Here is a 23,902-nt window from a genome sequence, read left to right as displayed (position 1 = left end):
AGTCTGTGGGGGGCGACCCCCCACACCCCCCGGCTCGCTCCGCTCGGCTGTGCAGTCTGTGGGGGGCGACCCCCCACGCCCCCCGGCTCGCTCCGCTCGGCTGTGCAGTCTGTGGGGGGGCGACCCCCCACGCCCCCCGGCTCGCTCCGCTCGGTTTTAGCGGTTCAGGTAGGCCAGGACGGCGAGGACGCGCCGGTTGTCGTCGCCGGTGACGGGGAGGTCGAGCTTGGCGAAGATGTTCGCGGTGTGCTTGGTGACCGCGCGCTCGGTGACGAAGAGCCGCTCCGCGATCGCCGCATTGGAGCGGCCCTGCGCCATCAGCTCCAGGACCTCGGTCTCGCGCGGGGTGAGGCGCCCCAGGGGGGTGTCGCGGGTGTTGCGGGCGACGAGCCGGGAGATGACCTCGGGGTCCATCGCGGTGCCGCCCGCGGCGACCCGGCGGACCGCGTCCACGAACTGCGCCGCGTCGAACACCCGGTCCTTGAGCAGGTAGCCGATCGCGCCGGTGCCGTCGGCGAGCAGCTCGCGGGCGTAGAGCTGCTCGACGTACTGCGACAGCACGAGGACGGGCAGGCCCGGGACCTGCCGCCGCGCCTCCAGCGCCGCCTGGAGGCCCTCGTCGGTGAAGGAGGGGGGCAGGCGCACGTCGACCACCGCCACGTCCGGGCGGTGGTCGAGCAGTGCCTTCAGCAGGGACGGCCCGTTGTCGACGGCCGCCGCGATCTCGAAGTCGTGCGACTCCAGGAGGCTGACGAGGCCCTCCCTCAGGAGAGCGAGGTCTTCGGCGAGGACAACGCGCAAGGCAGCTCCAGGGTCACGATGGTCGGGCCGCCCACGGGGGAGTTGAGGGCGAGCACGCCGTCGAATGTACCGATTCGCCGCTCGATCCCGCGCAGCCCCGAGCCGCCCTCCAGGCTCGCGCCGCCGCGGCCGTCGTCGGTGACGCTGATCCGCAGCATGCCGTCCTCGTACCGCATGTCGACCCAGACGCGGGACGCGCCGGAGTGCTTGGCCGCGTTGGTGAGGATCTCCGAGACCGCGAAGTAGGCGGCGGACTCGACCGGCGGCTCGGGGCGCGCCGGCAGGTCGGCGGACACCTCGACGTCCAGCGGGTGGTCGAGTGCGAGGGCCCGGACCGCGTCCCCGATGCCGCGGTCGGCGAGCACCGGCGGGTGGATGCCGCGGACGAGGTCGCGCAGCTCGTGCAGCGCCTTCGCCGACGAGGCGCGGGTCTCGGCGAGCAGGATGCGGGCCTTCTCCGGGTCCTTGTCGAGCAGGTGCTCGATCGCGCCGAGGCTCATCCCCATAGCGACGAGCCGGGCCTGCGCGCCGTCGTGCAGGTCGCGCTCGATGCGGCGCAGTTCGGCGGCGGAGGCGTCCACGGCCTCGGACCGGGTCTCGGTGAGGTGCTGGACGCGCAGCGCGAGCTCGGACTTCTTCGTCGGGCCGAGGATGGTGCGGCCCCAGTGCCCGTACGCGGTCAGCATCTTCGGGCCGATCAGGTACCCGGCGGCGATGCACGCGGTGGCGACGACCACGGTGGACAGCACCCGCCCGGTGTCGCGGCCGTACCCCTCGGTGACGTGGACGTAGGCGTACCAGTCGCTGCCGCCGTAGTGCCCGATCATGTCGCCGGCGAAGGCGGCGAGCACGTACCCCCACAGCCCGTAGAGGATCAGCAGGCCGGGCAGCGCCGCGGTGAAGACCGAGACGACCGGGTCGGTGAGGACCCACAGGTAGTCCCGCCAGGTGGCCGGATCGCTGATCAGCGCGATGAACCGCTTGAACATGCCGCTCAGGCCGGGCTCCTGCTCCGGTTCGGGCAGGTACGGCCGCGCGATCCGGACGTCGGTCCACCGGTTGATGCGGACCCGGTACGCGTCGAGCCGCTCGCGCAGCAGCATCGTCGAGGACGGGAACAGCAGCACCCCGACGAAGCTCGTGATCATCGAGACGACCGTGATGAACCACAGGCCGACGAGGGTCGCGGGGATGCCGAGCAGCCAGAGCGCCAGCCCGCGCCAGGGGGCCCGCACATGCCGTTGCAGCCGTGTCTCTTGCACCAGTCCACCGTCCACCGGATCCTCCGCGGGTCGCTTGCCGTCTGGAGTCCAGTCTTCTGGCGGCGGCCCCCGAGCACAGTGTGCCCGCAACCCGAGCGTGGGGTGTAGCTGAGTACACCCCCGGCCCCCGGTCCTCGCTCGGATAGGTCGAACCTAAAAATAGTGTTGACCAAGTAAGTTGGTTGAGCCTAAATTTAGGCCCACTCAACTTACTTGGAGGACGCCGCATGACCGCACCCGTTCGCGCCCCCGCCGCGCCCCGACCGGCCGAGAGGCTGGACCCGGCGCTGCTGAAGGCGTCGTTCGTCCTGGTCCTCGGCCCGGTACTCGCCCTGCTCGACACGACGATCGTGACGGTCGGCCTGGACTCGATCGCCCGCGACTTCCGCAGCCCGCCCGCCACGCTGCAATGGGTGTCGGCCGGATACCTCCTCGCCGTCTCGATGGTGATGCCGCTGGCGGGCTGGGCGAGCGACCGGTTCGGCGCCCGCAGGATGTGGATGGTCTCCGTCGCCCTGTTCGCCGCCGGGTCCGCCCTCTGCGGCCTCGCATGGTCGGCCGGGAGCCTGATTCTCTTCCGCGTGCTCCAGGGCGTCGGCGGGGGCCTGATCCAGCCGATCGGGCAGTCGATCGTCGTCCGGGCCGCCGGGCCCGCCCGCCTCGGGCGCGTCTTCGGCATCACCGTCCTGCCGCTGACGTTCGCGCCGGTCCTCGGCCCGGTCCTCGGCGGGCTGATCGTCGACCGGCTCGACTGGCGCTGGATGTTCCTGGTGAACGTCCCGCTGGGCCTGCTGACCCTGGTGCTGGCGGGCCGCCACATCCCGTCCGACACCGGGCGAGGGACCGGCGGCGACAGGCTGGACGTCCTGGGCCTGGCGCTCCTGTCCCCCGGCCTGGCCGCACTCGTCTACGGCTTCTCCGAGGCCGGCGGCGAGGGCTTCGGCGCCCTCCGTGTCGCCTTGCCGCTGCTAGCCGGCGCGGCGCTCGTGCTCGGCTACGTCGCGCACGCCTTGCGCCGCCGCGCAGCGGCTCTGATCGACCTGCGCCTGTTCGCCCGGCGCGGCTTCGCGGTCGCAACGGCGAACTCGTTCCTGCAGGGCGCCGCCCTCTACGGCTCCCTGCTCCTGCTGCCGCTCTACTACCAGCAGGTGGAGCACGCGTCCGCGCTGGAGGCGGGCCTGCTGCTCGCCCCGCAGGCCCTCGGGACGGCCGCCGCCACGTTCTTCGCGAGCCGGCTGGCCGACCGCATGGCGCCCCGGCCGCTGATCCTGACCGGCATCCTGCTCACCCTCGCCGGGACGGTCGCCTTCACCCAACTGGGCTCGTCCCCGGCGGGATGGCTCCTCGTCGCGTCGCTGGTCGTCCGGGGCGCGGGACTCGGAGTCGTCATGGCGCCCGGCATGGCCGCGGTCTACGCCGGCGTCGAGCGCCACGAGGTGGCCCGCGCCGCCGGGGCCGTCAACACCGTCAACCGGGTCGGCGGCTCGCTGGGCACCGCGGTCCTCGCGGTCGTCCTGCAGCGCTCCCTGGACGGGCACGCCCCCGCGGCCGCCTACGGCCACACCTTCTGGTGGGCGGTCGCCCTGTCCGCCCTGACCCTCGTCCCCGCCCTCTTCTACCCGTCCCGGAAGGAGCACCGATGAGGTTCCGGCTGCTCAGCGTGCACGCGCATCCCGACGACGAGTCGAGCAAGGGCGCCGCCACGCTCGCCAAGTACGCGGCCGAGGGAGTGGACGTCCTGGTCGCGACCTGCACGGGCGGGGAGCGCGGCGACGTGCTCAACCCCGCGATGGACCGGCCCGAGACCAGGGCGGACCTGCCGGCGGTCCGGCGGGCGGAGATGGAGGCCGCGCGCAGGATCCTCGGCGTCCGGCAGCGGTTCCTCGGCTTCGTCGACTCGGGTCTGCCCGCCCCCGGCGAGCCCCTGCCGGACGGCTGCTTCGCGCGCACGCCCCTCGCCGAGGCGGCCCGCCCGCTCGTGGCGCTCATCCGCGAGTTCCGTCCGCACGTGGTCGTCACCTACGACGAGACGGGCGGGTACCCGCATCCCGACCATGTCAGGACGCACGAGGTGACGGTGGAGGCGTTCGAGGCGTCCGCCGACCCGTCCCGCTACCCGGGGACGGGCGGGCCGTGGCGGCCGGAGAAGCTCTACTACCAGGGCGCCTTCTCGAAGGAGTGGTTCCAGGCGCTGCACGACGGGATGACCGAGCGCGGCCTGGAGTCGGGCATAGGGCCGATCCTCGCCGACTGGCCGGACACCGCGCCGAAGCTCGACATCACCACCCGCGTCCACTGCGCGGACCACTTCGCCGTCCGGGACGAGGCCCTGCGGGCGCACGCCACGCAGATCGACCCGAACGCGGGCTTCATGGCCCATCCGCGCGACGTGGAACGCGCCGTCTGGCCGACCGAGGACTACCACCTGGCCCGCTCCCGCGTCGCCACGGAACTCCCCGAGGACGACCTCTTCGCGGGCCTCCGGTGAGGGGCCGGCGCGAGCACGGTCAGAGCGCGACGAAGGTCAGGCCGCGCTTCTTCATCTTCGGGATGACGGTGTCCAGCGCCTTGAGGGTCTGCGAGCGGTCGCCGCCGCCGTCGTGGCACAGCATGATGTTGCCGGCCTTGCCCTTCATGAGCGTCCGGCGGATGTGCCCGACGCCGGGACGGGCCCAGTCGCGCGGGTCGACCGCCCAGTCGATCGGGAGCATGCCGTGCTCGGCCACCAGCTCCAGGATCGTCTTCGACCACGCGCCGCCGGGGGAGCGGAAGAACTGGGGGACGACGCCGGTGACGTCGGCGATCCGGTCGTGCGCCTCGACGATCTCCTTGCGGACCCGCTTGCGCGCCATGCTCCCGATGCTGATCGGGTGCGTCTGCGTGTGGTTGCAGATCTGGTGGCCGGCGTCGGCGATGCGGCGGGTGAGCTTGGGGAACTCCTTCACCTGCTCGCCGATGACGAAGAACGTGGCGTGGATCCCGTGCTCGGCCAGCAGGTCGAGCACCCGGGGCGTCCACAGGGGGCTCGGGCCGTCGTCGATCGTGAGGGCGATCGACTGCGGGGGCGGCGGAGGGTTCAGCTGCGTCAGCTCGCGGACGGGCTTCTCCACCGCGGTGAGCTTGGCCGGCGTCCACGGGGCGGGCCGGGGCGTCGGCGTCGGGGTGGGCGTCGGCGTCGGATGGATGACCGGCCGCGCGCGGGGGGTCGGTACGGCCCACGCGGGCTTCCCGGTCCCGTGCGGCGGGCGCGCGCTGTCCGCGCCGAGGGCCGTGAGTCCGGCGGCTGCCCCCATCAACCAGAGAGCTTTGCGGCGAGATGTCCGGCCTGAGTCCTCAACCTCCACAAGTCCCACGCTATCGGGGTTTTGGGCGGGTAGGGGGATGCTATGGGATCACAATCGGCTCACCCGAGTGGTCCGTTTTAGGGACCGGGCACAGCGCCGCAGGTCGGGCCACTGACGGGGGTCGTCCCGCTGACATCAGCCGTCTTGCCGGAAGGTCGTAAGTGATGCCCTGGAGCCGGCGGCGAGGGGCGCCGAACGTCTTCGGAGAGGTGTTACCGTCGTCACTGCGATTCGGGGGCCGGACGTCCCAGCCCGGGGAACAGGCGGGACGGCCGAGCGATCACGGCCCGGCGCAGCCGGCGTGCGGTGACGGTCGACCAGGCAGTGCGCCGCGGGGGCCGATCTGCACTGGACGACGCCCACGCCGCTGACCCCGTCGCCGGGCCCGATCCGCCGAAGACCGCGCGGCCCCGCGGTGTTCACCGGCCCGTACGGGCCCCGTCGGCGTGCCCGCCGCAACCCGGTGGCGGCGGCCGGGGTTGTCCCTCCATGCCCTCGATCGATCACACCTCCGTGTCCGGGCCCCCGACCACCGGCCCCCGCCGGCCCGCGCTCATGCTCGCGGTCCTGCTCGCCGGGCAGTTCATCGTCAACATCGACATCGCCGTCGTGAACGTCGCCGGTCCGGCCGTCGAGGAGGACCTGCGCCCGTCCGCCGGCGGCCTCGAACTGGTCGTCTCCGGCTACACGCTCGCGTACGCCGTCCTGCTGGTGACCGGTGCCCGGCTCGGGCAGGCGCGCGGCCACCGGCGGATGTTCCTGCTCGGGCTCGGCGCGTTCACCGCCGCCTCGCTCGCGTGCGGGCTGGCCCCCTCCACCGGCGCGCTCGTCGCCGCGCGGCTGGTGCAGGGCGCGGCCGGGGCGCTGATGGTGCCTCAGGTCCTGTCCGGCATCCAGCTCCACTTCACCGGCCCGGCACGGGCGCGGGCGCAGGGACTGCTCGCCGTGGCGCTGTCCGGCGGCGCGGTCGCGGGCCAGGTGCTCGGCGGCGTGCTGGTCTCGGCCGACGTGGGCGGGCTCGGCTGGCGCCCGGTCTTCCTGGTCAACGTGCCGGCCGGGATCGCGCTGCTCGCGGCCGGGGCGCGGCTGCTCCCGGCGGACGCGGGCGGCCGCGGCGCGCGCCTCGACCTCGGCGGGGCGGCCCTGCTGTCGGCGGCGGCGCTCCTGGCCGTCGTTCCCCTGCTGTTCGGGCGCGAGGCGGGCTGGCCGCCGTGGACGTGGGCGTCGCTCGCGGCCTGCGTGCCGGTGACCGCCCTGTTCGTCAGGCGGCAGCGGCGCGTCGAGTCCCCGCTGCTGGCCCCGGGCGTGCTCGGCCGCCCGGTCGTGGCGTGGACCCTCGGCGCCCTCGGCGCGGCCACCGGCACCTACTACGCGATGATGTTCGTCCTCGCCCTCTACCTGCAGGACGGGCTGGGGCACAGCGCCCTGTTCTCCGGCCTGGTGCTCGTGCCCTGGGTCGCCGCGTTCGGGGTCGGAGGGCCGCTCGTCCCGCGCCTCCCCGCCCGCCTGGCCGCCCGCGCGCCCGTCGCCGGCTACCTGCTCCTCGCGTCGGTGTACGCCGCGGTGGGGCTGACCCGCGCGGACGGGGCGGTGCTCGCCGTGCTCCTCGGGTTCGGCGGGCTCGGCCTCGGACTCGGGTTCGCGCCGCAGCTCGGGCGGCTGACGGCGCACGTCCCGGACCGGTACGCGGCGGACCTAAGCGGGCTGGTCAACATGAACTTCCAGCTCGCGGGCGTCGCGGGCGTCGCCGTCTTCGGGACCCTGTACCTCGGCGTCCCCGGCGGCCACGGCCCGGCGTTCACCGCCGTGATGCTCGGCTTCGGCGGGACGGCGCTCGCCGCGACCGGCGCCTCGTTCGCGGGGCGCAGGGCGGCGCGGCGCGAGGATCAGGGGAGCAGCCCGGCGCGGCGGGCGGCGGTCACGGCCTCCAGCCGGGTGTGACTGTCGAGCTTGCGCATCGCCGACCGCAGGTAGCTCTTCACCGTCTCCGGCAGCAGCCCGAGGCGCTCGCCGGCCTCCGCGTTGGTGCAGCCGATCGCGACGTACGACAGGACGTCCAGCTCGCGGGGCGACAGCACGGGGCGCGGCGCCGCGTCCGGCTCGCCCAGCCCGGCCGCCGCGAGGCGCAGCGACGCCTCCCGGAGCCGGTCGCGGGTCGGCAGGTCGCGGACCTGCTCGGCGAGGGCCCGCAGCTCGGCGTGCACGGCCCGGACCTCCTCCCAGCGCGCCGCCGAGGTGCCGGGCGGCGTCCGCGCCAGCGCCTCGTCGGCCCGGTCCTGGACGGCGAGGTCCTGCTCGAGGTCGCGCGCCGCCTCCACGGCCGCGCCCACGACGCGGTCGGCGAGCGAGAGGGGCTCGCGCAGCGCGCCGTAGAGGACGCCGCGGACGCGCCGCCGCACGACGATCGGGACCGCGACGATCGACAGCAGCCCCTCGCGCCCGACGGGCTTGTCGTAGTCGTGGCTGATCGACGCCGAGCACGGGTAGTTGCTGACCCAGGCGGGGCGCCCCATGGCCATCGCCTTGCCGCCGAGCCCGTTGCCGTGCCGCACGACGAGGCCGTTCAGCGAGTCGGTCGTGTTGCCGACCAGCTCGGTGATCACCAGCCGGTCCTGGCCGCTGAGCGCGCCGCCGAACACCATGGGCAGGCCGGTGGTGCGCTGCAGCGTCAGCACCGCCGACCGGACGGCTCCCACGTCATCGCCCATGTTCCGAGAATGCCCTGCCGGACCCCCGGCACGAAAGTCCGGAGATGGACGAACCTAGGCGTGCCGTGCCGCGGCGACGTCCTCCAGGCCGAGGATGTCGACCGCCTCGGCGCGCATCTGCACCTTGCGGATCTTGCCGGTGACCGTCATCGGGAACTCCTCCACCACGTGCACGTAGCGGGGGATCTTGTAGTGGGCGAGCTTGCCCTCGCAGAACGCGCGCAGCTCGCCCGCGGTCAGGCCCGGCACGCCCTCGCGGAGCCGCACCCAGGCCATCAGCTCCTCGCCGTACTTCTCGTCCGGGACGCCGATCACCTGCGCGTCGACGATGTCGGGATGGGTGTAGAGGAACTCCTCGATCTCGCGCGGGTAGATGTTCTCCCCGCCCCGGATCACCATGTCCTTGATCCGGCCGGTGATGTTGACGTAGCCCTCCTCGTCCATCACCGCGAGGTCGCCGGTGTGCATCCAGCGGGCGGCGTCCACGGCCTCCGCCGTCTTCTCGGGCTCGTTCCAGTAGCCGAGCATCACCGAGTAGCCGCGCGTGCAGAACTCGCCGGGCACGCCGCGCGGGACGGTCACGCCCGTCTCGGGGTCGACGACCTTGACCTCCAGGTGCGGCAGCACGGTCCCGACCGTGGACACGCGGCGCTCCAGCGAGTCGCCCGCGCGGGTCTGCGTGGACACCGGCGACGTCTCGGTCATGCCGTAGCAGATCGCGACCTCGCTCATCCCGAGCCGCTCGATGACCTGCTTCATCACCTCGACCGGGCACGGCGACCCGGCCATGATCCCGGTGCGCAGGCCGGACAGGTCGAGCCCGGTCAGCGACGGCTCGTTCAGGACGGCGATGAACATCGTCGGCACCCCGTACAGCGAGGTGCAGCGCTCGGCCGCGACCGCCTCCAGCGTCGCCTTCGGGTCGAACGCGGGCGCCGGGATCACGATGCACGCGCCGTGGCTCGTCGCCGCGAGGTTGCCCATCACCATGCCGAAGCAGTGGTAGAAGGGGACGGGGACGCAGATGCGGTCCTCCTCGTCGTAGCCGCACAGCTCGCCGACGAAGTAGCCGTTGTTCAGGATGTTGTGGTGCGACAGCGTCGCGCCCTTGGGGAACCCCGTCGTCCCGGACGTGTACTGGATGTTGATCGGGTCGTCGGCGGTGAGCGTCCGCCCGATCTCCTCGAGCACGCCCGGCGCCGGGGTGCGGCCCGCCTCCAGCAGCGCGTCCCATCCGGGCGTGCCGATGAGCACGACGTCGCGCAGCGCGGCGCACTTGGGCCGCACCTGCTCGATCATCGCGGCGTAGTCGGACGTCTTGAACACCGGTGCCGCGACGAGCGTCCGGATGCCCGCCTGGTTGAGGACGAACTCCAGCTCGTGCACCCGGTAGGCGGGGTTGATGTTGACGAGGATCGCCCCGAGCTTGGCCGTCGCGTACTGGACGAGCATCCACTCGGCGCAGTTCGGCGCCCAGATGCCCACCCGGTCGCCCTTGACGACGCCGAGGTCGCGGAGGCCGAGCGCGACGGCGTCCACGTCGTCGGAGAACTGCTCGTAGGTCCAGCGGCGGCCGGACGACCGCTCGACGAGCGCGTCCCGCTCCGAGTGCGCCGCGACCGTCTTGTCGAGGTTCGCGCCGATGGTGTCGCCGAGCAGCGGCGTGGTCGAGATGCCCGACGCGTAGGAGAGGTTCATCGAAGGTCCTCCTCGCGGAACTCGCCCTCCGGGCGGTCGCCCTCGCCCGGATGCTTGTCGATCTCGCTGGCCCGCAGCTCCACCCGGCGGATCTTGCCGGAGATCGTCTTCGGCAGCTCGGCGAACTCCAGCAGCCGGACCCGCTTGTAGGGCGACAGCTGCTCCCGGCAGTGCGCGAAGATCGCCTTCGCCGTCTCCGCGTCCGGCGCCCAGCCGGCCGCGAGCGTGACGTAGGCCTTCGGGACGGCCAGCCGAACCGGGTCGGGCGACGGCACGACCGCGGCCTCCGCCACCGCCTCGTGCTCGATCAGCACGCTCTCCAGCTCGAACGGCGAGATCTTGTAGTCGGACGCCTTGAACACGTCGTCGGCGCGCCCGACATAGGTGATGTACCCGTCCTCGTCGCGGGAGCCGATGTCGCCGGTGTGGTAGTAGCCGCCGGCCATCGCCTCCTCGGTGCGCTCCTCGTCGCCGTGGTAGCCGGTCATCAGCCCGAGCGGGCGGTCCTCCAGGTCGAGGCAGATCTCGCCCTCGTCGCCCGGCTCCCCCGTCAGCGGGTCGATCAGCGCCACCTTGTAGCCGGGCACGGGACGCCCCATCGAGCCGGGCTTGACCGGCTGGCCGGGCGTGTTGGCGATCTGGACGGTCGTCTCGGTCTGCCCGAAGCCGTCCCGGATCGTGCGGCCCCACGCCTCCTTCACCCGCTCGATCACCTCGGGGTTCAGCGGCTCGCCGGCCGCGACGACCTCGCGGGGCGGCCTGCCGAGCCGTCCGAGGTCGGCCTGGATCAGCATCCGCCACACGGTCGGCGGCGCGCAGAAGCTCGTCACGCCGCACCGTTCGAGGGTGTCGAGGAGCCGGTCGGGGTCGAACCGGGTGTAGTTGAAGATGAACACGCACGCCTCGGCGTCCCACGGCGCGAAGATGTTGCTCCACGCGTGCTTGGCCCACCCCGGCGACGAGATGTTCAGATGGACGTCTCCGGGCCGCAGCCCGATCCAGTACATCGTCGACAGGTGCCCGGCCGGGTAGGACGCGTGGGTGTGCTCGACCAGCTTCGGCTTGGCCGTCGTCCCGGACGTGAAGTACAGCAGCAGCGTGTCCCGCGACATCGTCAGGCCGTACGGGGTGAAGGACTCGCCCTCCTCGTAGGCGTCGGCGTACCGCAGCCACCCCTCCACCGGCTCGCCCACGGCGATCTTCGTGAACTCGCCCTCGACACCGTCGAACTTCCCGGTCTCGGACGAGGCGGTCACCACGTGCCGGGCCCTGCCGCGCGTCAGCCGGTCCTGGAGGTCGGCCGTGCCGAGCAGCGGCGTGCACGGGATCATGATCGCGCCGAGCTTCATCGCCGCGAGCACGGTCTCCCACAGCTCGACCTGGTTGCCGAGCATCAGGATGATCCGGTCGCCGCGCCGCACCCCCGCCCGGCGCAGCAGGTTCGCCACCTGGTTCGACCGCCGCGACAGCTGCGAGAACGAGTACCTGGCCTCGGCGCCGTCCTCCTCGACGATCCACAGCGCGGGCGAGTCGTTGCCCTCGGCGATCTTGTCGAACCAGTCCAGCGCCCAGTTGAAACCGGTCAGCACCGGCCAGCGGAACTTCTCGTACGCCGTCGCGTAGTCGTCGCGGTGCGCGAGCAGGAAGTCGCGCGCCGCGCGGAACTCGACTGCGGGCATGGTCTCTCCCTCGTAGCCGCACGGGCACCCGGTCAGAAGGATCGTTGGCCATCCGGGTGACCGACGCCACCCCCGAACGGGGGTAGTAGGGGCTTCCTACCCCGGCGCCGGTGGGCTGAAGGACGCCTACCTGATGAAGATGATGGCGCAGTACCCCGAGGAGTCGACGGACAAGGTGGACGGGCCGAAGGACGCCCACCTCGGCAAGACCGGCGGCGTCTACTACGCGCTCGCCGACATCAGCCTCACCGACCAGCCCATGACCTCCCAGGACGGGCCGCACGTGTGGCGCAGTTCCAACGGCACCGACTGGGAGTACCTCGGCGACACCGGCGGGAACCCGTGCCCGAAGGTGCCGAAGTCCCTCATCAAGGTCTGGGGGGTCACCTGCAACTGAGCCGGGGGCCCGGTCGCGGATCCGGGCCGCGGGCCGGGGGACATGACCGCCCGCCTGCGGTCGTCCGGCTGCTACGCGTTCGGGGTGACGGGGGTCACTCCGGGCACGCTGTCACACTGCGGTGGGGTGAATCGTCAACCTGGTGTAACCCTCCATATGGCAAGGAGACCACCATGGACGCCCGATTCACCTACTACGACACCGAGACCGGCGGAAAGTTCATGAAGTACCTCCTGTCGGCGTCCAAGGCCGTGACGAACTCGGGGCTGCCGCTCGCGACGGCGCATCTGGTGGAGCTCCGGGCCAGCCAGATCAACGGGTGCGGCTTCTGCGTCGACATGCACAGCAAGGACGCCGCCCACGCGGGTGAGACCTCGGTGCGCCTCAACCTCGTCGCGGCCTGGCGGGAGGCCACGGTCTTCACCGACGCCGAGCGCGCCGCCCTGGAGCTGGCGGAGGAGGGGACCCGGCTCGCCGACGGCCCCGGCGTCTCCGACGAGGTCTGGGCGAACGCCGCCAAGCACTACGACGAGGAGCAGCTCGCCGGGCTGGTGTCCCTGATCGCCCTCATCAACACCTGGAACCGCATGAACGTCATCACCCGGCAGCCCGCCGGCGGCTACCAGCCCGGCCAGTTCGGCTGACCGGGCCCGGCGCCCGGTTCACGGCGCGCCCGGGTCGATCGGGGCGAGGGCGAGGGACTCGTCCAGCGCCTCGGGAAGGTCCAGGGACGGATCCTCCGACCAGCGGATCATCAGGTCGAGCATCACGCCGAAGGCCGCGTCCGTGAGGGGCGCGGACCTCGGCGGGCTCGCGGCCGGTGCGCTCGGCAGCGGCCCGTTGATCCCGGGGCCGAACCCGTCCGCGAGCAGGTCGTAGGCCCGGCGCTGCGTCGTGCCGGGCGGCGGGGCAGTGCGCGCTCCTCCGGGGGCGCGACGGCGTCGCCGCTCATCTCCACGCGCAGGCCGGGGACGTGCGCCGCCTCGCGCAGCCAAGGGGGGAGGCCGGAACGCGAACGTGCCGCCCTTCGGTGTGAAGGACGGCACGCGCCGGTGAACAGAGGATCGATGGGGACGCCGAGCCGGGCCCGGCCGCGCGGCCGGGCCCGGCTCGCCGTCAGGCGGTGGTGTAGGTGGCGATGTCCTCGGTCGCGCCGGCGTGGCGGAGGCCGGCCTTCTCCAGGACGCGGACCGACGCCGTGTTGCTCGGCTCCACGGTCGCGAGCACCGCGTCCACCTCCGGTGCGGCCAGGGCGAAGGCCACGATGGCGCGGGCGGCCTCGGTGGCGTACCCGCGGCCCCGGCGGGACGGGACGACGCCGTAGCCGAACTCGACGACCCCGTCGGTGGGCGGCCAGAACAGGCCGGTGGTGCCGACCACCAGGCCGGTGGCGCGTTCGATGATCTGGCGCTGGCCGTGCGCGTCGAGCACGGACGGGTGCTCGGCGATGAAGCCGGCGATGTCGCGATCGCCTTCGGCGGGGAAGTCGTCCGCCCAGTGGGCGCGCCTGTCGCCGGACAGTACGGCGGCGATCTCGTCGCGCGGCCACGGACGCAGGACGAGGCGGCCGGTGGTGAGATCCGCGCTCGGCAGGCCCGCGGTGGCCGGGTCCGCGTCGTGCGGGCCCGATGCGGTCAGGTCGGAAGATGACAAGTCTGGCTCCTGGTCGTTCTGGACGACCGGGCCGCGCTCAACCGCGCACGGCCCGGACAAGGGCATGCTGACGAAGCGCCGCGCGGGCCATATTCATCAACCTCCCCTGTCGCAGGAACGCGGCAAAGCCTATACCGGAACGGCTTTGCGGTGCCTTCGGCGGTCAGGGAATCCGGAAGCCGCGGAAGGTCACGTGCTTGCGGGTCTTGAAGCCGAGCCGTTCGTAGAGCGCGATCGCCTGGGTGTTCGCCTCGGCCACGTGCAGGAACGGGCGCTCGTCCCGGGCCGTGACGCGGGCCGCGAGCGCGCGGACCAGGCGGGCGGCGTGGCCGCGCCCGCGCGCCTCGGGGGCGGTGCAGACGGTGCTGATCTCCGTCCAGCCGGGAGGCCGGAGCCGTTCGCCCGCCATCGCCACCAGCACGCCGTTCTCGCGGACGCCCAGATAGGCGCCGAGTTCGCGGGTGCGCGGCCAGAACGGCCCCGGTCGGGTCCGCGCGACGAGGTCGAGCATCTCGGGCACGCTGTCCGCGCCCAGCTCCACCACGCCGGTGCCGGCCTCGCCGCCGCCGGACCAGACCATCTGCCGGCCTTCGAGGACGAAGACCGGCTCCCAGTCCGGCGGCGGGACCGCGGGGCTGCTGAACATGTCGGCGAGTTCGCCCCGGCCCAGCAGTTGAGCGAGATCGGCCCACTCCGCCGGGTCCGGGTCGGTGGACACCGTCGAGAAGGTCGCGACTCCCGGCAGGTAGGTCGCGGCCCGGCCGAGGCGGCGGGCGAGGTGCGCGTGGCGGCCGCGGAGCGACTCGCCCACAGGGTCGTCGAGCACCACGTCGCCGAGGTCCACCACCGTGCATTACCTCTCAGGACGTGCGTGCAGATCAGCGCCCTGGATGCTACTGCCTTGGGCTACTTCGAGGGGATGTAGGGCGGGGCGACGCCCCAGCCCCAGTGGGGCATGGGGGCTTCGAGGGGCGGCTCGGCGCCCGGCTGGGAGTTGGCGAGGGCGATGCGCGTGCCCCACTCGATGTAGGACGCGAACGCGGCGCGGAACTCCGGGTCGTCCGGGAGGCCGACCTCGTCCGCCGCGTCCATGAGGAGCGAGACCCAGCGGCGGCGCTGCGCCTCGGTGATGGACCTGCCGAGGTGGTGCCGCACCATGGAGTGGTAGCCGCCGCGCTCGCGGCTGTAGCGCTCGGGTCCGCGGAAGACCTCGCCGAGCCACGCCGCGACCCACTTCGGGTGGTCCGGGGCCATGTGCTCGAAGAGGGGGCGGAGCAGGTCGTCCTTGAGGACGTTCGTGTAGAAGTGCTCGGTGAGCCGCTCCAGCGCCTCGCTCCCGCCCGCCCAGTCGTACATGGTCGGGACGGACGACCCGGCGCCGCGCACGGCCGTCCGCTCGTAGTGCCGCATCTCCTCGATCCGCTGGACGTACGGCTTGATCTCGGCGAAGAACGCGGGGAAGTGCTCGCCGCCCCGGAAGCCGCGCATGTGGTCGTCGGCCGACGTCCAGCAGATGCGCAGGATGTAGGACGACGGCTCGTCGACGCACCTGGACAGCTCGTAGTCGACGCACTGCGGCGCCGCGGCGAGGGGGACGGCGGCCCGCGCGTAGGCGGCCTCGAACTCCTCGGCGTCCCCCGGATCGATGCTGTAGCGGATGTACTCGACGATCATTGGCGCCCCCAGGCTGCTTCCGGTCGGGCTATCACTGTAATCCTGTAATCACCCGACCGGAAGCGAAAACGATCAATCCTGGGCGGAGGAGCGGCGCAGCCAGGCGACGGTGCCGGCCGCGGCCGCGAGGACCAGGGCGATCAGGCCGATCCAGAGCCACCCCGACGAGCCGCCCGAATCCCCGGTGCCGGCGACGGCCGTCCGGGACGGCGCCGGTGTCGCGGGCTGGGCGGCACCTGTCGAGCCCCGCACGGTGAACGTGTAGGTGCCCTCGACCGGATGGCCGTCCGACGCCACGACGCGCCAGCCCACCGTGTACTCGCCGTTGGGCAGCTTGCCGTTCACCGCCTGGGTGACCTTGTTGTCGACCGCCTGCGCCGACCCGGCCTGGTACTGCTTGCGCGACGCGTCGGTCACGACCACGCGCGGCAGCCGCACCGGATCCGTGTACGTCAGGACGATCTGGGACGGGGGCGCGACCGCCGAGCCCTTCGCCGGGCTCGCCGACGCCAGCGCGGTGTGCGCCGACGCCGGGACCGCGGTCGTCGCCAGGACCGCCGCGAGAACCGCGGAGCCGGCGGCCCCGCGCAGCACCGCCCGGATCATGCCCGGCTCCGCGCCCGGGTCAGGCCGTAGGCCCCGACCGCGATGCCGGCCACGCCGACCGCGATGCCGATGCCGCCGAGCAGCCGGGCCGTCCCGTCGTCGGGCGACGCGGACGACGCCGCAGCGGCGGGCTTCACCTGGGCGGTCAGGCCGGTGGCGGTCAGCGAGCCCTTGGGGAGGAGCTTGAGCACCGGCGAGGGGTGCTCCGGCTCGTTCGCCCCCTCGGCGGGTGGCTGGTCCCACTTGACGACCTCGCCGCCGGAGTAGGTCTGGTCGGCCTTGAAGACGAGCCGGTCTGTGTCGGTCGGCAGCGGCCCCATCGAGACGTCGAACTCCTCGAACCGGCCCGGCTCGATCCGGCCGCCGGTCCAGGTGATCTTCGTGACGGCCTCGGTCAGCTCGCCGCCCTCCGTCTTCACGGGCTTCGGCAGCTTGGACTTCTCCACCTTCACCGTCCAGCCGGGCGTCGGCCGGACCGACACCGACGACAGCGGGTGGTCGACCGGCAAGTTCACCACGAGCTTGGTGGTGGACGCGTCGTCGCGCTCGTTCGGCACGCGGAACGAGACCTTGGTGTACGAGCCCTGCTCGGCGGTCTTGGGGTTGACGCTGACGTGCGCGGACGCCGCCGCGGCCAGGCCGATCACGGACAGTGCGGCGAGGGACGCGACCGCGCCGGCGCGCCGGGCATGCGGAAGGAAGGGCATTGCGGAACTCCGTTCGAGTCGTACGGGAACGACCGGGCGCCGCGAGTCGGCGTCCGGTGGCGTACGGCGCTCCGCTCAGAGGTGAGCGAGCGCCCTCGAACGCGGCGGGGGACCCCGCCGGACGACCTGGTGCCGCAGGACCCGCCCCAGGGCCGTGACAGTGTCCGCCGCCGACTCGGTCCGGCAGGGGCTCACTGGAGGCTCGGCCGGTTCGACGGCGAGCAGAGCCAGCAGCAGCCGGATCGGGCGGTCCGCGAAGGCGGCGACCCGCCGGGCGAGTGACCACGCGGCCCGCTCGCCTCGTCGCAGCCACCATGCGGCCACCAGCGCGGCCGTGCAGTGCGCGAGCGTCATGACCAGGCCGTTCCCGCCATGCGCGGTGGGGAGCGCGACGGGTTCCATGGCGCCCGTCATGGCGGCGTGAGTCTCGGGCATGGTGTGGGCCGCCGGGGCGGTGGCCGCCGTGAACAGCGTGTGCAGGGCGAACTGCCCGCCGAGGAGCCCGCCCAGGATCGTCGCGAGCGAGCGCTCGTGGCCCGCCAGCATCAGCGTCACGCCCAGGACGGCCCCGAATCCCATGATCGCCGCCCAGGGCGGCACCGCCGCGCCGCCCGCCAGGACGTGCCCGAGGATCGCGAGCGTGGCGCACACGGTGGCGAACACCACCGCGCGCGCGGCCCGGAACAGCGGCTGCGACGCATGGGGGATCATGACGCTGACCATCGTCCCACCCGCGGTGCGGGATGCGCAGCCGACCCCGGACACCGCGCCGACACGCCCAACATCTTGGGCTTGTGCGTTGATCGTCAACTAGATGTAGGGTTCAACCCCGTGCTGGTCCGCCCCCGCCGTTTCGCGGCGGGGGCGGCGTGAGAGGGAACCCGGTGGGAGTCCGGGACTGCCCCGCAGCGGTGAGCGGGAACGACCGCCGTCATCGAGCACTGGGCCGAAGGGCCTGGGAAGCGACGGCCAGTAGGACGCCTCGGGAGAGGCGGCGCCCGCGAGTCCGAAGACCTGCCCGCACGCGAGGCCGGGCGACCGGCCTCATTTTCGGGGGTCCGGGTCCGTCCCGGATCGACACGTCCAGGCCTCGCGGGTGGGCCGGGGGCGGAGCGCGGCCTGCCGCCGCGCGCCGTTCGCATGCCTTCGCGAGGCGGCTTGCGAGGGGAGAAGCACGTGACACAGGCTCTGGCCGCGCCGCCGGCGGAGATCACGGCCGAGGTCGAGGCGGCCTGCGAGGCGGTACCGGGGGTCGAGGCCGGCCGGGTGCTGGCCGCGGTCCGGTCCGCGGACGGCCTCGACGCGATGGCGCTGCGGGACCTCGCGATCGGGGAGGCCGCCGCGCTCATCCCCGCCGAGCCCGGATACTCCAGGGTCGCCGCGCGCCTGCTCGGCGGCCGGATCCGGGACGAGGCCGCGGCCGCGGGCGTCCGCACGTTCGCCGAGTCGGTCGCCGCCGCGCACCGCGAGGGGCTCCTGGCGGACGACCTGGCCGCCTTCGTCGCCGCCAACGCCGCCCGGCTCGACGCGCTCATCGACGAGAGTTCGGGGGGCGTGGGAGAACGTCCCGCCTCGGAAGGCGCGTTCGGGGCCGATGACCGGTTCGAGTACTTCGGGCTTCGCACCGTCTACGACCGTTACCTGCTGAGGCATCCGACGTCGCGACTCGTCCTTGAGCGACCGCAGCACTTCTTCTTGCGGGTGGCCTGCGGGCTCGTATTTCCCGACGCGGTCGGGCCGGGGGGTGTGGGGGGTCGGCCCCCCACGGGCGACACAGTCCCCGACGAAGTCGGGCCGGGGGGTGTGGGGGGTCGGCCTCCCACAGGCGACACGGCCGTGGATGAGGCCGCCGAGCTGTACGGGCTGCTCAGCACGCTGTCGTACCTGCCCAGCTCGCCGACGCTGTTCAACTCCGGGGCCCGCCGCCCGCAGCTCTCCTCGTGCTTCCTGCTCGACTCGCCGCGCGACGAGCTGGAGTCGATCTACGACCGGTACGGCCAGGTCGCGCGGCTCAGCAAGTACGCGGGCGGCATCGGCATCTCCTGGACGCGGGTCCGGTCGCGGGGCTCGCTGATCCGGGGCACCAACGGGCACTCCAACGGGATCGTCCCGTGGCTGCGCACGCTCGACTCGTCCGTGGCCGCGGTCAACCAGGGCGGCCGCCGCAAGGGCGCGGCGTGCGTCTACCTGGAGCCGTGGCACGCCGACGTCGAGGAGTTCCTGGAGCTGCGCGACAACACCGGCGAGGACGCGCGCCGCACCCACAACCTCAACCTGGCCAACTGGATCCCGGACGAGTTCATGCGCCGCGTCGAGGCCGACGGGACGTGGTCGCTGTTCGACCCGAAGGAGGTCCCCGAGCTGACCGACCTGTGGGGCGACGAGTTCGACGAGGCGTACCGGGCGGCGGAGCGGGAGGGGCGGTTCGTCCGGCAGATCCCGGCCCGCAAGCTGTACGGGCGGATGATGAGGACTCTCGCCGAGACCGGCAACGGGTGGATGACGTTCAAGGACGCCGCCAACCGCGCCTGCAACCAGACCGCCGAGCCCGGCAAGGTCGTCCACCTGTCGAACCTCTGCACGGAGATCCTGGAGGTGACGGGCGACGGCGAGGCGGCCGTCTGCAACCTCGGATCGGTGAACCTGGCCGCGCACGTGGGGCCGTCCGGCGTCGACTGGGAGCGGCTCCGCTCGACGGTCCGCACCGCCGTCCGGTTCCTGGACCGCACCATCGACCGCGGCTTCTACCCCACGCCCGAGGCGGAGAAGGCGAACCGCAAGTGGCGGCCGGTCGGGCTCGGCGTGATGGGGCTCGCGGACGTGTTCTTCACGCTCCGCCTGCCGTTCGACTCGGACGAGGCGCGCGAGCTGTCGACGCGCATCGCCGAGGAGATCGCGCTGGCCGCCTACAACGCGTCCGCCGACCTCGCCGCCGCCCACGGGCCGCTGCCCGCCTACGGCATGACCCGCACCGCGCGCGGCAAGCTCCACCTGGACCACTTCCCTGACGCGGCGCCGTCCCGTCCCGCCGACTGGGACGCCCTTCGCGCCCGGGTCGCGGAGGTGGGCCTGCGCAACTCGCTGCTCGTCGCGATCGCGCCGACCGCGACGATCGCGTCCATCGCGGGCTGCTACGAGTGCATCGAGCCGCAGGTGTCCAACCTGTTCAAGCGCGAGACGCTGTCCGGCGAGTTCCTGCAGATCAACCGCTACCTGGTCGAGGACCTGAAGTCGCTCGGGCTGTGGACGCCGGCGGTCCGCGAGGCGGTCAAGAAGGCGAACGGGTCCGTCCAGGGGCTCGTCGACCTGCCGGAGGAGATGCTGTCGCTCTACCGGACGGCCTGGGAGCTGCCGCAGAAGGCGCTCATCGACCTCGCCGCCGCCCGCACCCCGTACATCGACCAGTCGCAGTCGCTGAACCTGTTCATGGAGACGCCGACGATCGGCAAGCTCTCCTCGATGTACGCCTACGCGTGGCGGGCCGGGCTCAAGACGACCTACTACCTGCGGTCGCGTCCGGCGACGCGGATCGCGCAGACGACGGTCGCCGCGGCCGTGTGCTCCCTGGAGAACCCCGAGACCTGCGAGGCGTGCCAGTGAACGAGCGAGCGGAGGGACGGGGCATGCTCCTCGACCCCGGCATGGACCTGACCCTGCGGCCCATGCGCTACCCGGACTTCTACGAGCGGTACCGGGCCGCGATCCGCAACACCTGGACGGTGGAGGAGGTCGACCTCGCCTCCGACCTGGCGGACCTCGCCCGGCTCACGCCCGCCGAGCTGCACCTCGTCAACCGGCTCGTCGCGTTCTTCGCCACCGGCGACTCGATCGTGGCGAACAACCTGGTGCTCAACCTCTACAAGCACGTGAACGCGCCGGAGGCCCGGCTCTACCTGTCGAGGCAGCTATATGAGGAGGCCGTGCACGTACAGTTCTACCTGACCCTCCTGGACACCTATCTGCCCGATTCGGACGAGCGCGCCAAGGCGTTCGCGGCGATCGAGCACATCCCGTCCATCCGGTCCAAGGCGGAGTTCTGCTTCCGATGGATCGACTCGCTCGGCTCCCTGGACGAGCTCCGCACCGCCGCAGACCGCAGGGCGTTCCTGCTGAACCTCATCTGCTTCGCGGCCTGCATCGAGGGGCTGTTCTTCTACGGCGCGTTCGCCTACGTCTACTGGCTCCGGTCGCGGGGCCTGCTGAACGGCCTCGCGTCCGGGACCAACTGGGTCTTCCGGGACGAAAGCATGCACATGGACTTCGCCTTCTCGGTGGTCGACACCGTCCGGGCCGAGGAGCCCGCGCTTTTCGACGCCGAGCTGACGGCCCAGGTCACCACGATGATGGAGGAGGCCGTCCAAGCGGAGCTGGCGTTCGCCCGCGACCTGTGCGGGGACGGTCTGCCCGGCATGAGCGCCGGCGACATGCGCGCCTACCTCGAATACGTCGCGGACCAGCGGCTCGTCCGGCTCGGCCTGCCGGCCCGCTACGGCACCGCGAACCCGTTCGCGTTCATGGAGTTGCAGGACGTCCAGGAGCTGTCGAACTTCTTCGAAAGGCGCGTTTCGGCCTACCAGATCGGGGTCGAGGGGACGGTCGCGCTCGACGAGGCGTTCTGAACCTTCCAGAACGGGCAGTCGTTGAACGGTAAAGACCAGCCCGAGGAGGAAGAACGTGCCGCTCATGGACAAGATCATGCGGTTCGCCCGCAGCCCGCAGGGGCGCAAGGCGCGGGCGCGGGCGGAACGGCTCGCCCGGGACCCCCGCACCCAGGCCAAGATCCGCGGACTGCTGTCACGAGGTCGCGGCGGTGGAGGCCGCCGCCGCTACTGAGCACCGGCCGACCACCCGATACCGAGCACCGGACCCGTCCCCGCCCCGGGGGCGGGTCCCGCTCGTATTGCGCACTGGACGTAACTGCAACTCGTTTGCAATAGTGGCCGCATGGCCGACTACACGCTTCCCGACCTGCCCTACGACTACGCCGCCCTGGAGCCGGCGATCACCGGCGAGATCCTGGAGCTGCACCACTCCAAGCACCACGCCGCCTACGTCAAGGGCGCCAACGACACGCTGGAGAGGCTCGCCGAGGCGCGCGACAAGGAGCAGTTCGGCGGGCTGGTCGGCCTGGAGAAGACGTTCGCGTTCAACCTCTCCGGCCACGTCCTGCACTCGATCTTCTGGGACAACCTGTCGCCGGACGGCGGCGACCGCCCAGACGGGGACCTCGCGGCGGCCATCGACGAGCACTTCGGGACGTTCGAGGCGTTCCAGAAGCAGCTCACGGCGGCGACCTCCACCGTGCAGGGCTCCGGCTGGGGCGTCCTCGCGTGGGAGCCCCTCGGCGGGCGCCTCGTCGTCGAGCAGGTCTACGACCACCACGGCAACGTCGGCATGAGCACGACCCCGCTGCTGGTCTTCGACGCCTGGGAGCACGCCTACTACCTGCAGTACCGCAACGTCCGCCCGGACTACGTGGAGAAGCTCTGGTCGCTCGTGAACTGGACGGACGTGAAGGCCCGCTTCGACGCGGCCCGCACGCCGTCCGGTGCCGCCGCGGCCCGATAGACGGCGGCGTCCGCGCGGCGCCGCTGAGAGGCGGCGTTCACCTGGCCGGGATCGTGCTCAGAACCTTTCCTCGCGGCCTGGTGAACGCCGCTTCCGCCTTGCGGGCACGCACCCTGCCGGTCGCACCGCACCGTTGGGCGCGCGCACTCGCGCACCCGGCTGACATTTTGCACGGTCACCGTTATGACCGGCCGATGCGGCGCCGCCCAGGACCCGCCCCTTACTCTTCTCCCCATGACCGGCGAGTACCTGTACTGGGAGAATGTCCCCACGCGGTGGAAGGACAACGACGTCTACGGGCACGTCAACAACGTCGTCCACTACTCGCTGATGGACACCGTCATTAACGAGTGGATGATCCGGACCGCCGGCTTCGACCCCGCGACCTCCGGTTCGATCGCGCTCTGCGTGGAGTCCCACTGCGAGTACAAGGCCGAGGTCTCGTTCCCCGACATGATCCGCGTGGGGCTCCGCGTCGGGAAGCTCGGCCGCTCCAGCGTCCGGTGGGAGATCGGCATGCTGCGCGGGTCGGACGGCGCGCTCGTCGCCGAGGGCCACTTCGTGCACGTCTTCGTCGACCGGGACACCCGCCGCCCGGTCGAGATCACCGGAGCGGTCCGCACCGAGATGCAGAAGCTGCTCGCCTCATGACCGCGACCCGCGCCGCCGTCCTCGTCGAGTCGGGACGCCCCGCCCCCTACGCCGCGTCCCGTCCCCTGGAGATCGCCGACCTGCGCCTGGACCCGCCCGGCCACGGCGAGCTGCTGGTCCGGATCGGCGCCGCCGGCCTCTGCCACTCCGACCTGTCCGTCATCAACGGGTCGAGGCCGCGCCCCCTCCCGATGGCCCTCGGGCACGAGGCCGCGGGCGAGGTGGTCGAGACCGGGCCCGGTACCGAGTTCGCCCCCGGCGACCACGTCGTCCTCGCGTTCGTCCCGGCCTGCGGGCACTGCGAGCGCTGCGTCGCCGGACGCCCCGCCCTGTGCGGACCGGGCGCCCAGGCCAACGGCGCCGGAACCCTGCTCGGCGGCGGCAGGCGGTTCCGGGCCCCGGACGGCACCCGCCCGAACCACCACCTCGGCGTCTCGGCGTTCTCCGAGTACACCGTCGTCTCGGCGCGGTCCGCCGTGAAGGTCGACCGCGACCTGCCCTTCGACATCGCCGCGCTGTTCGGCTGCGCCGTCCTCACCGGGGCCGGCGCCGCCCTCCACAGCGCCGCCGTCGCCCCGGGCGACACCGTCGCCGTCTTCGGCCTCGGCGGCGTCGGCCTGTCCGCCGTCCTCGCCGCCAAGGCCGCCGGAGCCTCCACCGTCCTCGCCTTGGACGTCGTCGCCCACAAGCGCGACCTCGCCGAGCGCCTCGGAGCCCGGCCCGTCGCGGGCGGCCCGGACGCCGTCGAGGCGGTCCGCGACCTCACGTCCGGCGGCGCGGAGAAGGTCATCGAGACGACGGGCGTCGTCGCCGTCCTCGAACAGGCCTACGCCGCCACCCGCCCCGGCGGCACGACCGTCACGGTCGGCCTCCCCGCCCCCGGCGCGCCGCTGTCCCTGCCCGCGCTCAGCCTCGTCGCCGAGGAGCGGACCCTGCGCGGCAGCTACCTCGGCTCGTGCGTCCCCAGGCGCGACGTCCCCCGCTTCATCGGCCTTTACCGCGACGGCTCCCTCCCCGTGGACGCCCTCCTCAGCGGCCGTCTTCCCCTCGACGCCGTCAACGAGGGCTTCGACCGCCTCCACACCGCCGAGGCCGTCCGCCAGCTGATCACGTTTCCTTGAAGAAACAGACTCGCGTGTTAACGTCTTGATTCA

The 23,902-nt window shown here is 72.6% G+C and carries 24 protein-coding genes and 1 riboswitch; of the genes, 11 read left to right on the top strand and 13 right to left on the bottom strand.

What is annotated here, in order from left to right; all coding sequences use genetic code 11:
* Positions 1 to 156: 156 nt before the first annotated feature.
* Both K4S16_RS17790 and K4S16_RS17785 read right to left on the bottom strand, forming a co-directional pair.
* Complete coding sequence (locus K4S16_RS17790; protein WP_149260044.1) at positions 157 to 801, bottom strand: response regulator transcription factor; 645 nt, start codon at positions 799 to 801, stop codon at positions 157 to 159.
* Complete coding sequence (locus K4S16_RS17785) at positions 765 to 2,063, bottom strand: sensor histidine kinase (protein WP_235036874.1); 1,299 nt, start codon at positions 2,061 to 2,063, stop codon at positions 765 to 767. The genes K4S16_RS17790 and K4S16_RS17785 overlap by 37 nt, the downstream gene beginning before the upstream one ends.
* 227 nt (positions 2,064 to 2,290) lie before the next feature.
* On the opposite strand from K4S16_RS17785, the gene K4S16_RS17780 reads away from it, so the two are divergent.
* Positions 2,291 to 3,706, top strand: a complete 1,416-nt coding sequence (locus tag K4S16_RS17780) for an MDR family MFS transporter (RefSeq protein ID WP_149260043.1) — start codon at positions 2,291 to 2,293, stop codon at positions 3,704 to 3,706.
* Positions 3,703 to 4,551, top strand: a complete 849-nt coding sequence (gene mca, locus K4S16_RS17775; protein WP_149260042.1) for a mycothiol conjugate amidase Mca — start codon at positions 3,703 to 3,705, stop codon at positions 4,549 to 4,551. Before K4S16_RS17780 ends, mca begins: the two co-directional genes overlap by 4 nt.
* Positions 4,552 to 4,570: 19 nt before the next feature.
* Here mca and K4S16_RS17770 read toward each other — a convergent pair whose 3' ends face one another.
* Positions 4,571 to 5,173: a polysaccharide deacetylase family protein gene (locus tag K4S16_RS17770; protein WP_235036873.1), complete on the bottom strand. Its 603-nt coding sequence runs from the start codon at positions 5,171 to 5,173 to the stop codon at positions 4,571 to 4,573.
* Between the two features lie 723 nt (positions 5,174 to 5,896).
* Here K4S16_RS17770 and K4S16_RS17765 point away from each other — a divergent pair.
* Positions 5,897 to 7,348, top strand: coding sequence for an MFS transporter (locus K4S16_RS17765; RefSeq protein ID WP_149260040.1), 1,452 nt, complete (start codon positions 5,897 to 5,899; stop codon positions 7,346 to 7,348).
* Here the strand turns inward: K4S16_RS17765 and K4S16_RS17760 are convergent.
* The 3 genes from K4S16_RS17760 to K4S16_RS17750 are packed head-to-tail and all read right to left on the bottom strand — an operon-like array spanning position 7,294 to position 11,492.
* On the bottom strand, positions 7,294 to 8,115 hold the full coding sequence (locus K4S16_RS17760) for a helix-turn-helix transcriptional regulator (protein ID WP_149260039.1): 822 nt from the start codon (positions 8,113 to 8,115) through the stop codon (positions 7,294 to 7,296). The genes K4S16_RS17765 and K4S16_RS17760 overlap by 55 nt on opposite strands.
* A 54-nt stretch (positions 8,116 to 8,169) precedes the next feature.
* Entirely contained in the window at positions 8,170 to 9,813 is a 1,644-nt protein-coding gene (locus tag K4S16_RS17755) for an AMP-binding protein (RefSeq protein WP_149260038.1), read from the bottom strand.
* Entirely contained in the window at positions 9,810 to 11,492 is a 1,683-nt protein-coding gene (locus K4S16_RS17750; protein ID WP_149260037.1) for an AMP-binding protein, read from the bottom strand. Before K4S16_RS17750 ends, K4S16_RS17755 begins: the two co-directional genes overlap by 4 nt.
* A 133-nt stretch (positions 11,493 to 11,625) precedes the next feature.
* On the opposite strand from K4S16_RS17750, the gene K4S16_RS17745 reads away from it, so the two are divergent.
* Complete coding sequence (locus K4S16_RS17745) at positions 11,626 to 11,889, top strand: hypothetical protein (RefSeq protein WP_149260036.1); 264 nt, start codon at positions 11,626 to 11,628, stop codon at positions 11,887 to 11,889.
* 173 nt (positions 11,890 to 12,062) lie between these two features.
* Positions 12,063 to 12,533, top strand: coding sequence for a carboxymuconolactone decarboxylase family protein (locus tag K4S16_RS17740; RefSeq protein ID WP_149260035.1), 471 nt, complete (start codon positions 12,063 to 12,065; stop codon positions 12,531 to 12,533).
* Positions 12,534 to 12,551: 18 nt separating this feature from the next.
* Here the strand turns inward: K4S16_RS17740 and K4S16_RS17735 are convergent, their stop codons facing one another.
* From K4S16_RS17735 to K4S16_RS17705, 7 genes are all read right to left on the bottom strand, one after another.
* On the bottom strand, positions 12,552 to 12,884 hold the full coding sequence (locus tag K4S16_RS17735; RefSeq protein ID WP_149260034.1) for a hypothetical protein: 333 nt from the start codon (positions 12,882 to 12,884) through the stop codon (positions 12,552 to 12,554).
* Positions 12,885 to 13,005: 121 nt separating this feature from the next.
* Positions 13,006 to 13,542, bottom strand: a complete 537-nt coding sequence (locus tag K4S16_RS17730) for a GNAT family N-acetyltransferase (RefSeq protein ID WP_235036872.1) — start codon at positions 13,540 to 13,542, stop codon at positions 13,006 to 13,008.
* Between the two features lie 163 nt (positions 13,543 to 13,705).
* A complete protein-coding gene (locus K4S16_RS17725; protein ID WP_149260032.1) occupies positions 13,706 to 14,389 on the bottom strand; it encodes a GNAT family N-acetyltransferase in 684 nt (227 codons plus the stop codon).
* Positions 14,390 to 14,448: 59 nt separating this feature from the next.
* Entirely contained in the window at positions 14,449 to 15,216 is a 768-nt protein-coding gene (locus K4S16_RS17720; RefSeq protein WP_149260031.1) for a group II truncated hemoglobin, read from the bottom strand.
* A gap of 72 nt (positions 15,217 to 15,288) precedes the next feature.
* Positions 15,289 to 15,822 (bottom strand): copper resistance CopC family protein, encoded by a 534-nt coding sequence (locus K4S16_RS17715; protein WP_235036871.1) that lies wholly within the window; start codon positions 15,820 to 15,822, stop codon positions 15,289 to 15,291.
* Entirely contained in the window at positions 15,819 to 16,529 is a 711-nt protein-coding gene (locus K4S16_RS17710) for a YcnI family protein (protein WP_149260030.1), read from the bottom strand. The genes K4S16_RS17715 and K4S16_RS17710 overlap by 4 nt, the downstream gene beginning before the upstream one ends.
* A 75-nt stretch (positions 16,530 to 16,604) precedes the next feature.
* A complete protein-coding gene (locus tag K4S16_RS17705; protein WP_149260029.1) occupies positions 16,605 to 17,240 on the bottom strand; it encodes a hypothetical protein in 636 nt (211 codons plus the stop codon).
* Positions 17,241 to 17,401: 161 nt separating this feature from the next.
* Positions 17,402 to 17,545: riboswitch (cobalamin riboswitch) on the top strand.
* Between the two features lie 160 nt (positions 17,546 to 17,705).
* Between K4S16_RS17705 and K4S16_RS17700 the strand changes: the two genes are divergently transcribed.
* The 6 genes from K4S16_RS17700 (at position 17,706) to K4S16_RS17680 (ending at position 23,869) form a co-directional block, all read left to right on the top strand.
* On the top strand, positions 17,706 to 20,129 hold the full coding sequence (locus K4S16_RS17700; protein WP_149260028.1) for a ribonucleoside-diphosphate reductase subunit alpha: 2,424 nt from the start codon (positions 17,706 to 17,708) through the stop codon (positions 20,127 to 20,129).
* The gene (locus K4S16_RS17695) at positions 20,126 to 21,148 is read left to right on the top strand and encodes a ribonucleotide-diphosphate reductase subunit beta (RefSeq protein ID WP_235036870.1); all 1,023 of its coding nucleotides are present in this window, start codon (positions 20,126 to 20,128) and stop codon (positions 21,146 to 21,148) included. Before K4S16_RS17700 ends, K4S16_RS17695 begins: the two co-directional genes overlap by 4 nt.
* A gap of 55 nt (positions 21,149 to 21,203) precedes the next feature.
* Entirely contained in the window at positions 21,204 to 21,362 is a 159-nt protein-coding gene (locus K4S16_RS44395) for a hypothetical protein (RefSeq protein ID WP_160160941.1), read from the top strand.
* Between the two features lie 111 nt (positions 21,363 to 21,473).
* Entirely contained in the window at positions 21,474 to 22,097 is a 624-nt protein-coding gene (locus tag K4S16_RS17690; RefSeq protein WP_149260027.1) for a superoxide dismutase, read from the top strand.
* Between the two features lie 234 nt (positions 22,098 to 22,331).
* Positions 22,332 to 22,748: a thioesterase family protein gene (locus K4S16_RS17685; protein ID WP_149260026.1), complete on the top strand. Its 417-nt coding sequence runs from the start codon at positions 22,332 to 22,334 to the stop codon at positions 22,746 to 22,748.
* The gene (locus K4S16_RS17680; RefSeq protein ID WP_149260025.1) at positions 22,745 to 23,869 is read left to right on the top strand and encodes a zinc-dependent alcohol dehydrogenase family protein; all 1,125 of its coding nucleotides are present in this window, start codon (positions 22,745 to 22,747) and stop codon (positions 23,867 to 23,869) included. The genes K4S16_RS17685 and K4S16_RS17680 overlap by 4 nt, the downstream gene beginning before the upstream one ends.
* The last annotated feature ends 33 nt before the right edge of the window (positions 23,870 to 23,902 follow it).

This window comes from Actinomadura sp. K4S16 (assembly GCF_008327685.1).
Classification (GTDB): Bacteria; Actinomycetota; Actinomycetes; order Streptosporangiales; family Streptosporangiaceae; genus Spirillospora.
The sequence above is the reverse complement of the archived record's forward strand: the minus strand, read 5'-3'. Positions and strand labels throughout refer to the sequence as shown.

Bases quoted from the DNA above. Each gene is read 5' to 3' on its own strand.
- K4S16_RS17715 (WP_235036871.1), bottom strand. From the start codon at position 15,822: ATGATCCGGGCGGTGCTGCGCGGGGCCGCCGGCTCCGCGGTTCTCGCG.
- K4S16_RS17740 (WP_149260035.1), top strand. From the start codon at position 12,063: ATGGACGCCCGATTCACCTACTACGACACCGAGACCGGCGGAAAGTTC.
- K4S16_RS17760 (WP_149260039.1), bottom strand. From the start codon at position 8,115: ATGGGCGATGACGTGGGAGCCGTCCGGTCGGCGGTGCTGACGCTGCAG.
- K4S16_RS17705 (WP_149260029.1), bottom strand. From the start codon at position 17,240: ATGATCCCCCATGCGTCGCAGCCGCTGTTCCGGGCCGCGCGCGCGGTG.
- K4S16_RS17685 (WP_149260026.1), top strand. From the start codon at position 22,332: ATGACCGGCGAGTACCTGTACTGGGAGAATGTCCCCACGCGGTGGAAG.
- K4S16_RS17755 (WP_149260038.1), bottom strand. From the start codon at position 9,813: ATGAACCTCTCCTACGCGTCGGGCATCTCGACCACGCCGCTGCTCGGC.
- K4S16_RS17745 (WP_149260036.1), top strand. From the start codon at position 11,626: ATGAAGATGATGGCGCAGTACCCCGAGGAGTCGACGGACAAGGTGGAC.
- K4S16_RS17680 (WP_149260025.1), top strand. From the start codon at position 22,745: ATGACCGCGACCCGCGCCGCCGTCCTCGTCGAGTCGGGACGCCCCGCC.
- K4S16_RS17720 (WP_149260031.1), bottom strand. From the start codon at position 15,216: ATGATCGTCGAGTACATCCGCTACAGCATCGATCCGGGGGACGCCGAG.
- K4S16_RS17780 (WP_149260043.1), top strand. From the start codon at position 2,291: ATGACCGCACCCGTTCGCGCCCCCGCCGCGCCCCGACCGGCCGAGAGG.
- K4S16_RS17690 (WP_149260027.1), top strand. From the start codon at position 21,474: ATGGCCGACTACACGCTTCCCGACCTGCCCTACGACTACGCCGCCCTG.
- K4S16_RS17710 (WP_149260030.1), bottom strand. From the start codon at position 16,529: ATGCCCTTCCTTCCGCATGCCCGGCGCGCCGGCGCGGTCGCGTCCCTC.
- K4S16_RS17765 (WP_149260040.1), top strand. From the start codon at position 5,897: ATGCCCTCGATCGATCACACCTCCGTGTCCGGGCCCCCGACCACCGGC.
- mca (WP_149260042.1), top strand. From the start codon at position 3,703: ATGAGGTTCCGGCTGCTCAGCGTGCACGCGCATCCCGACGACGAGTCG.
- K4S16_RS17750 (WP_149260037.1), bottom strand. From the start codon at position 11,492: ATGCCCGCAGTCGAGTTCCGCGCGGCGCGCGACTTCCTGCTCGCGCAC.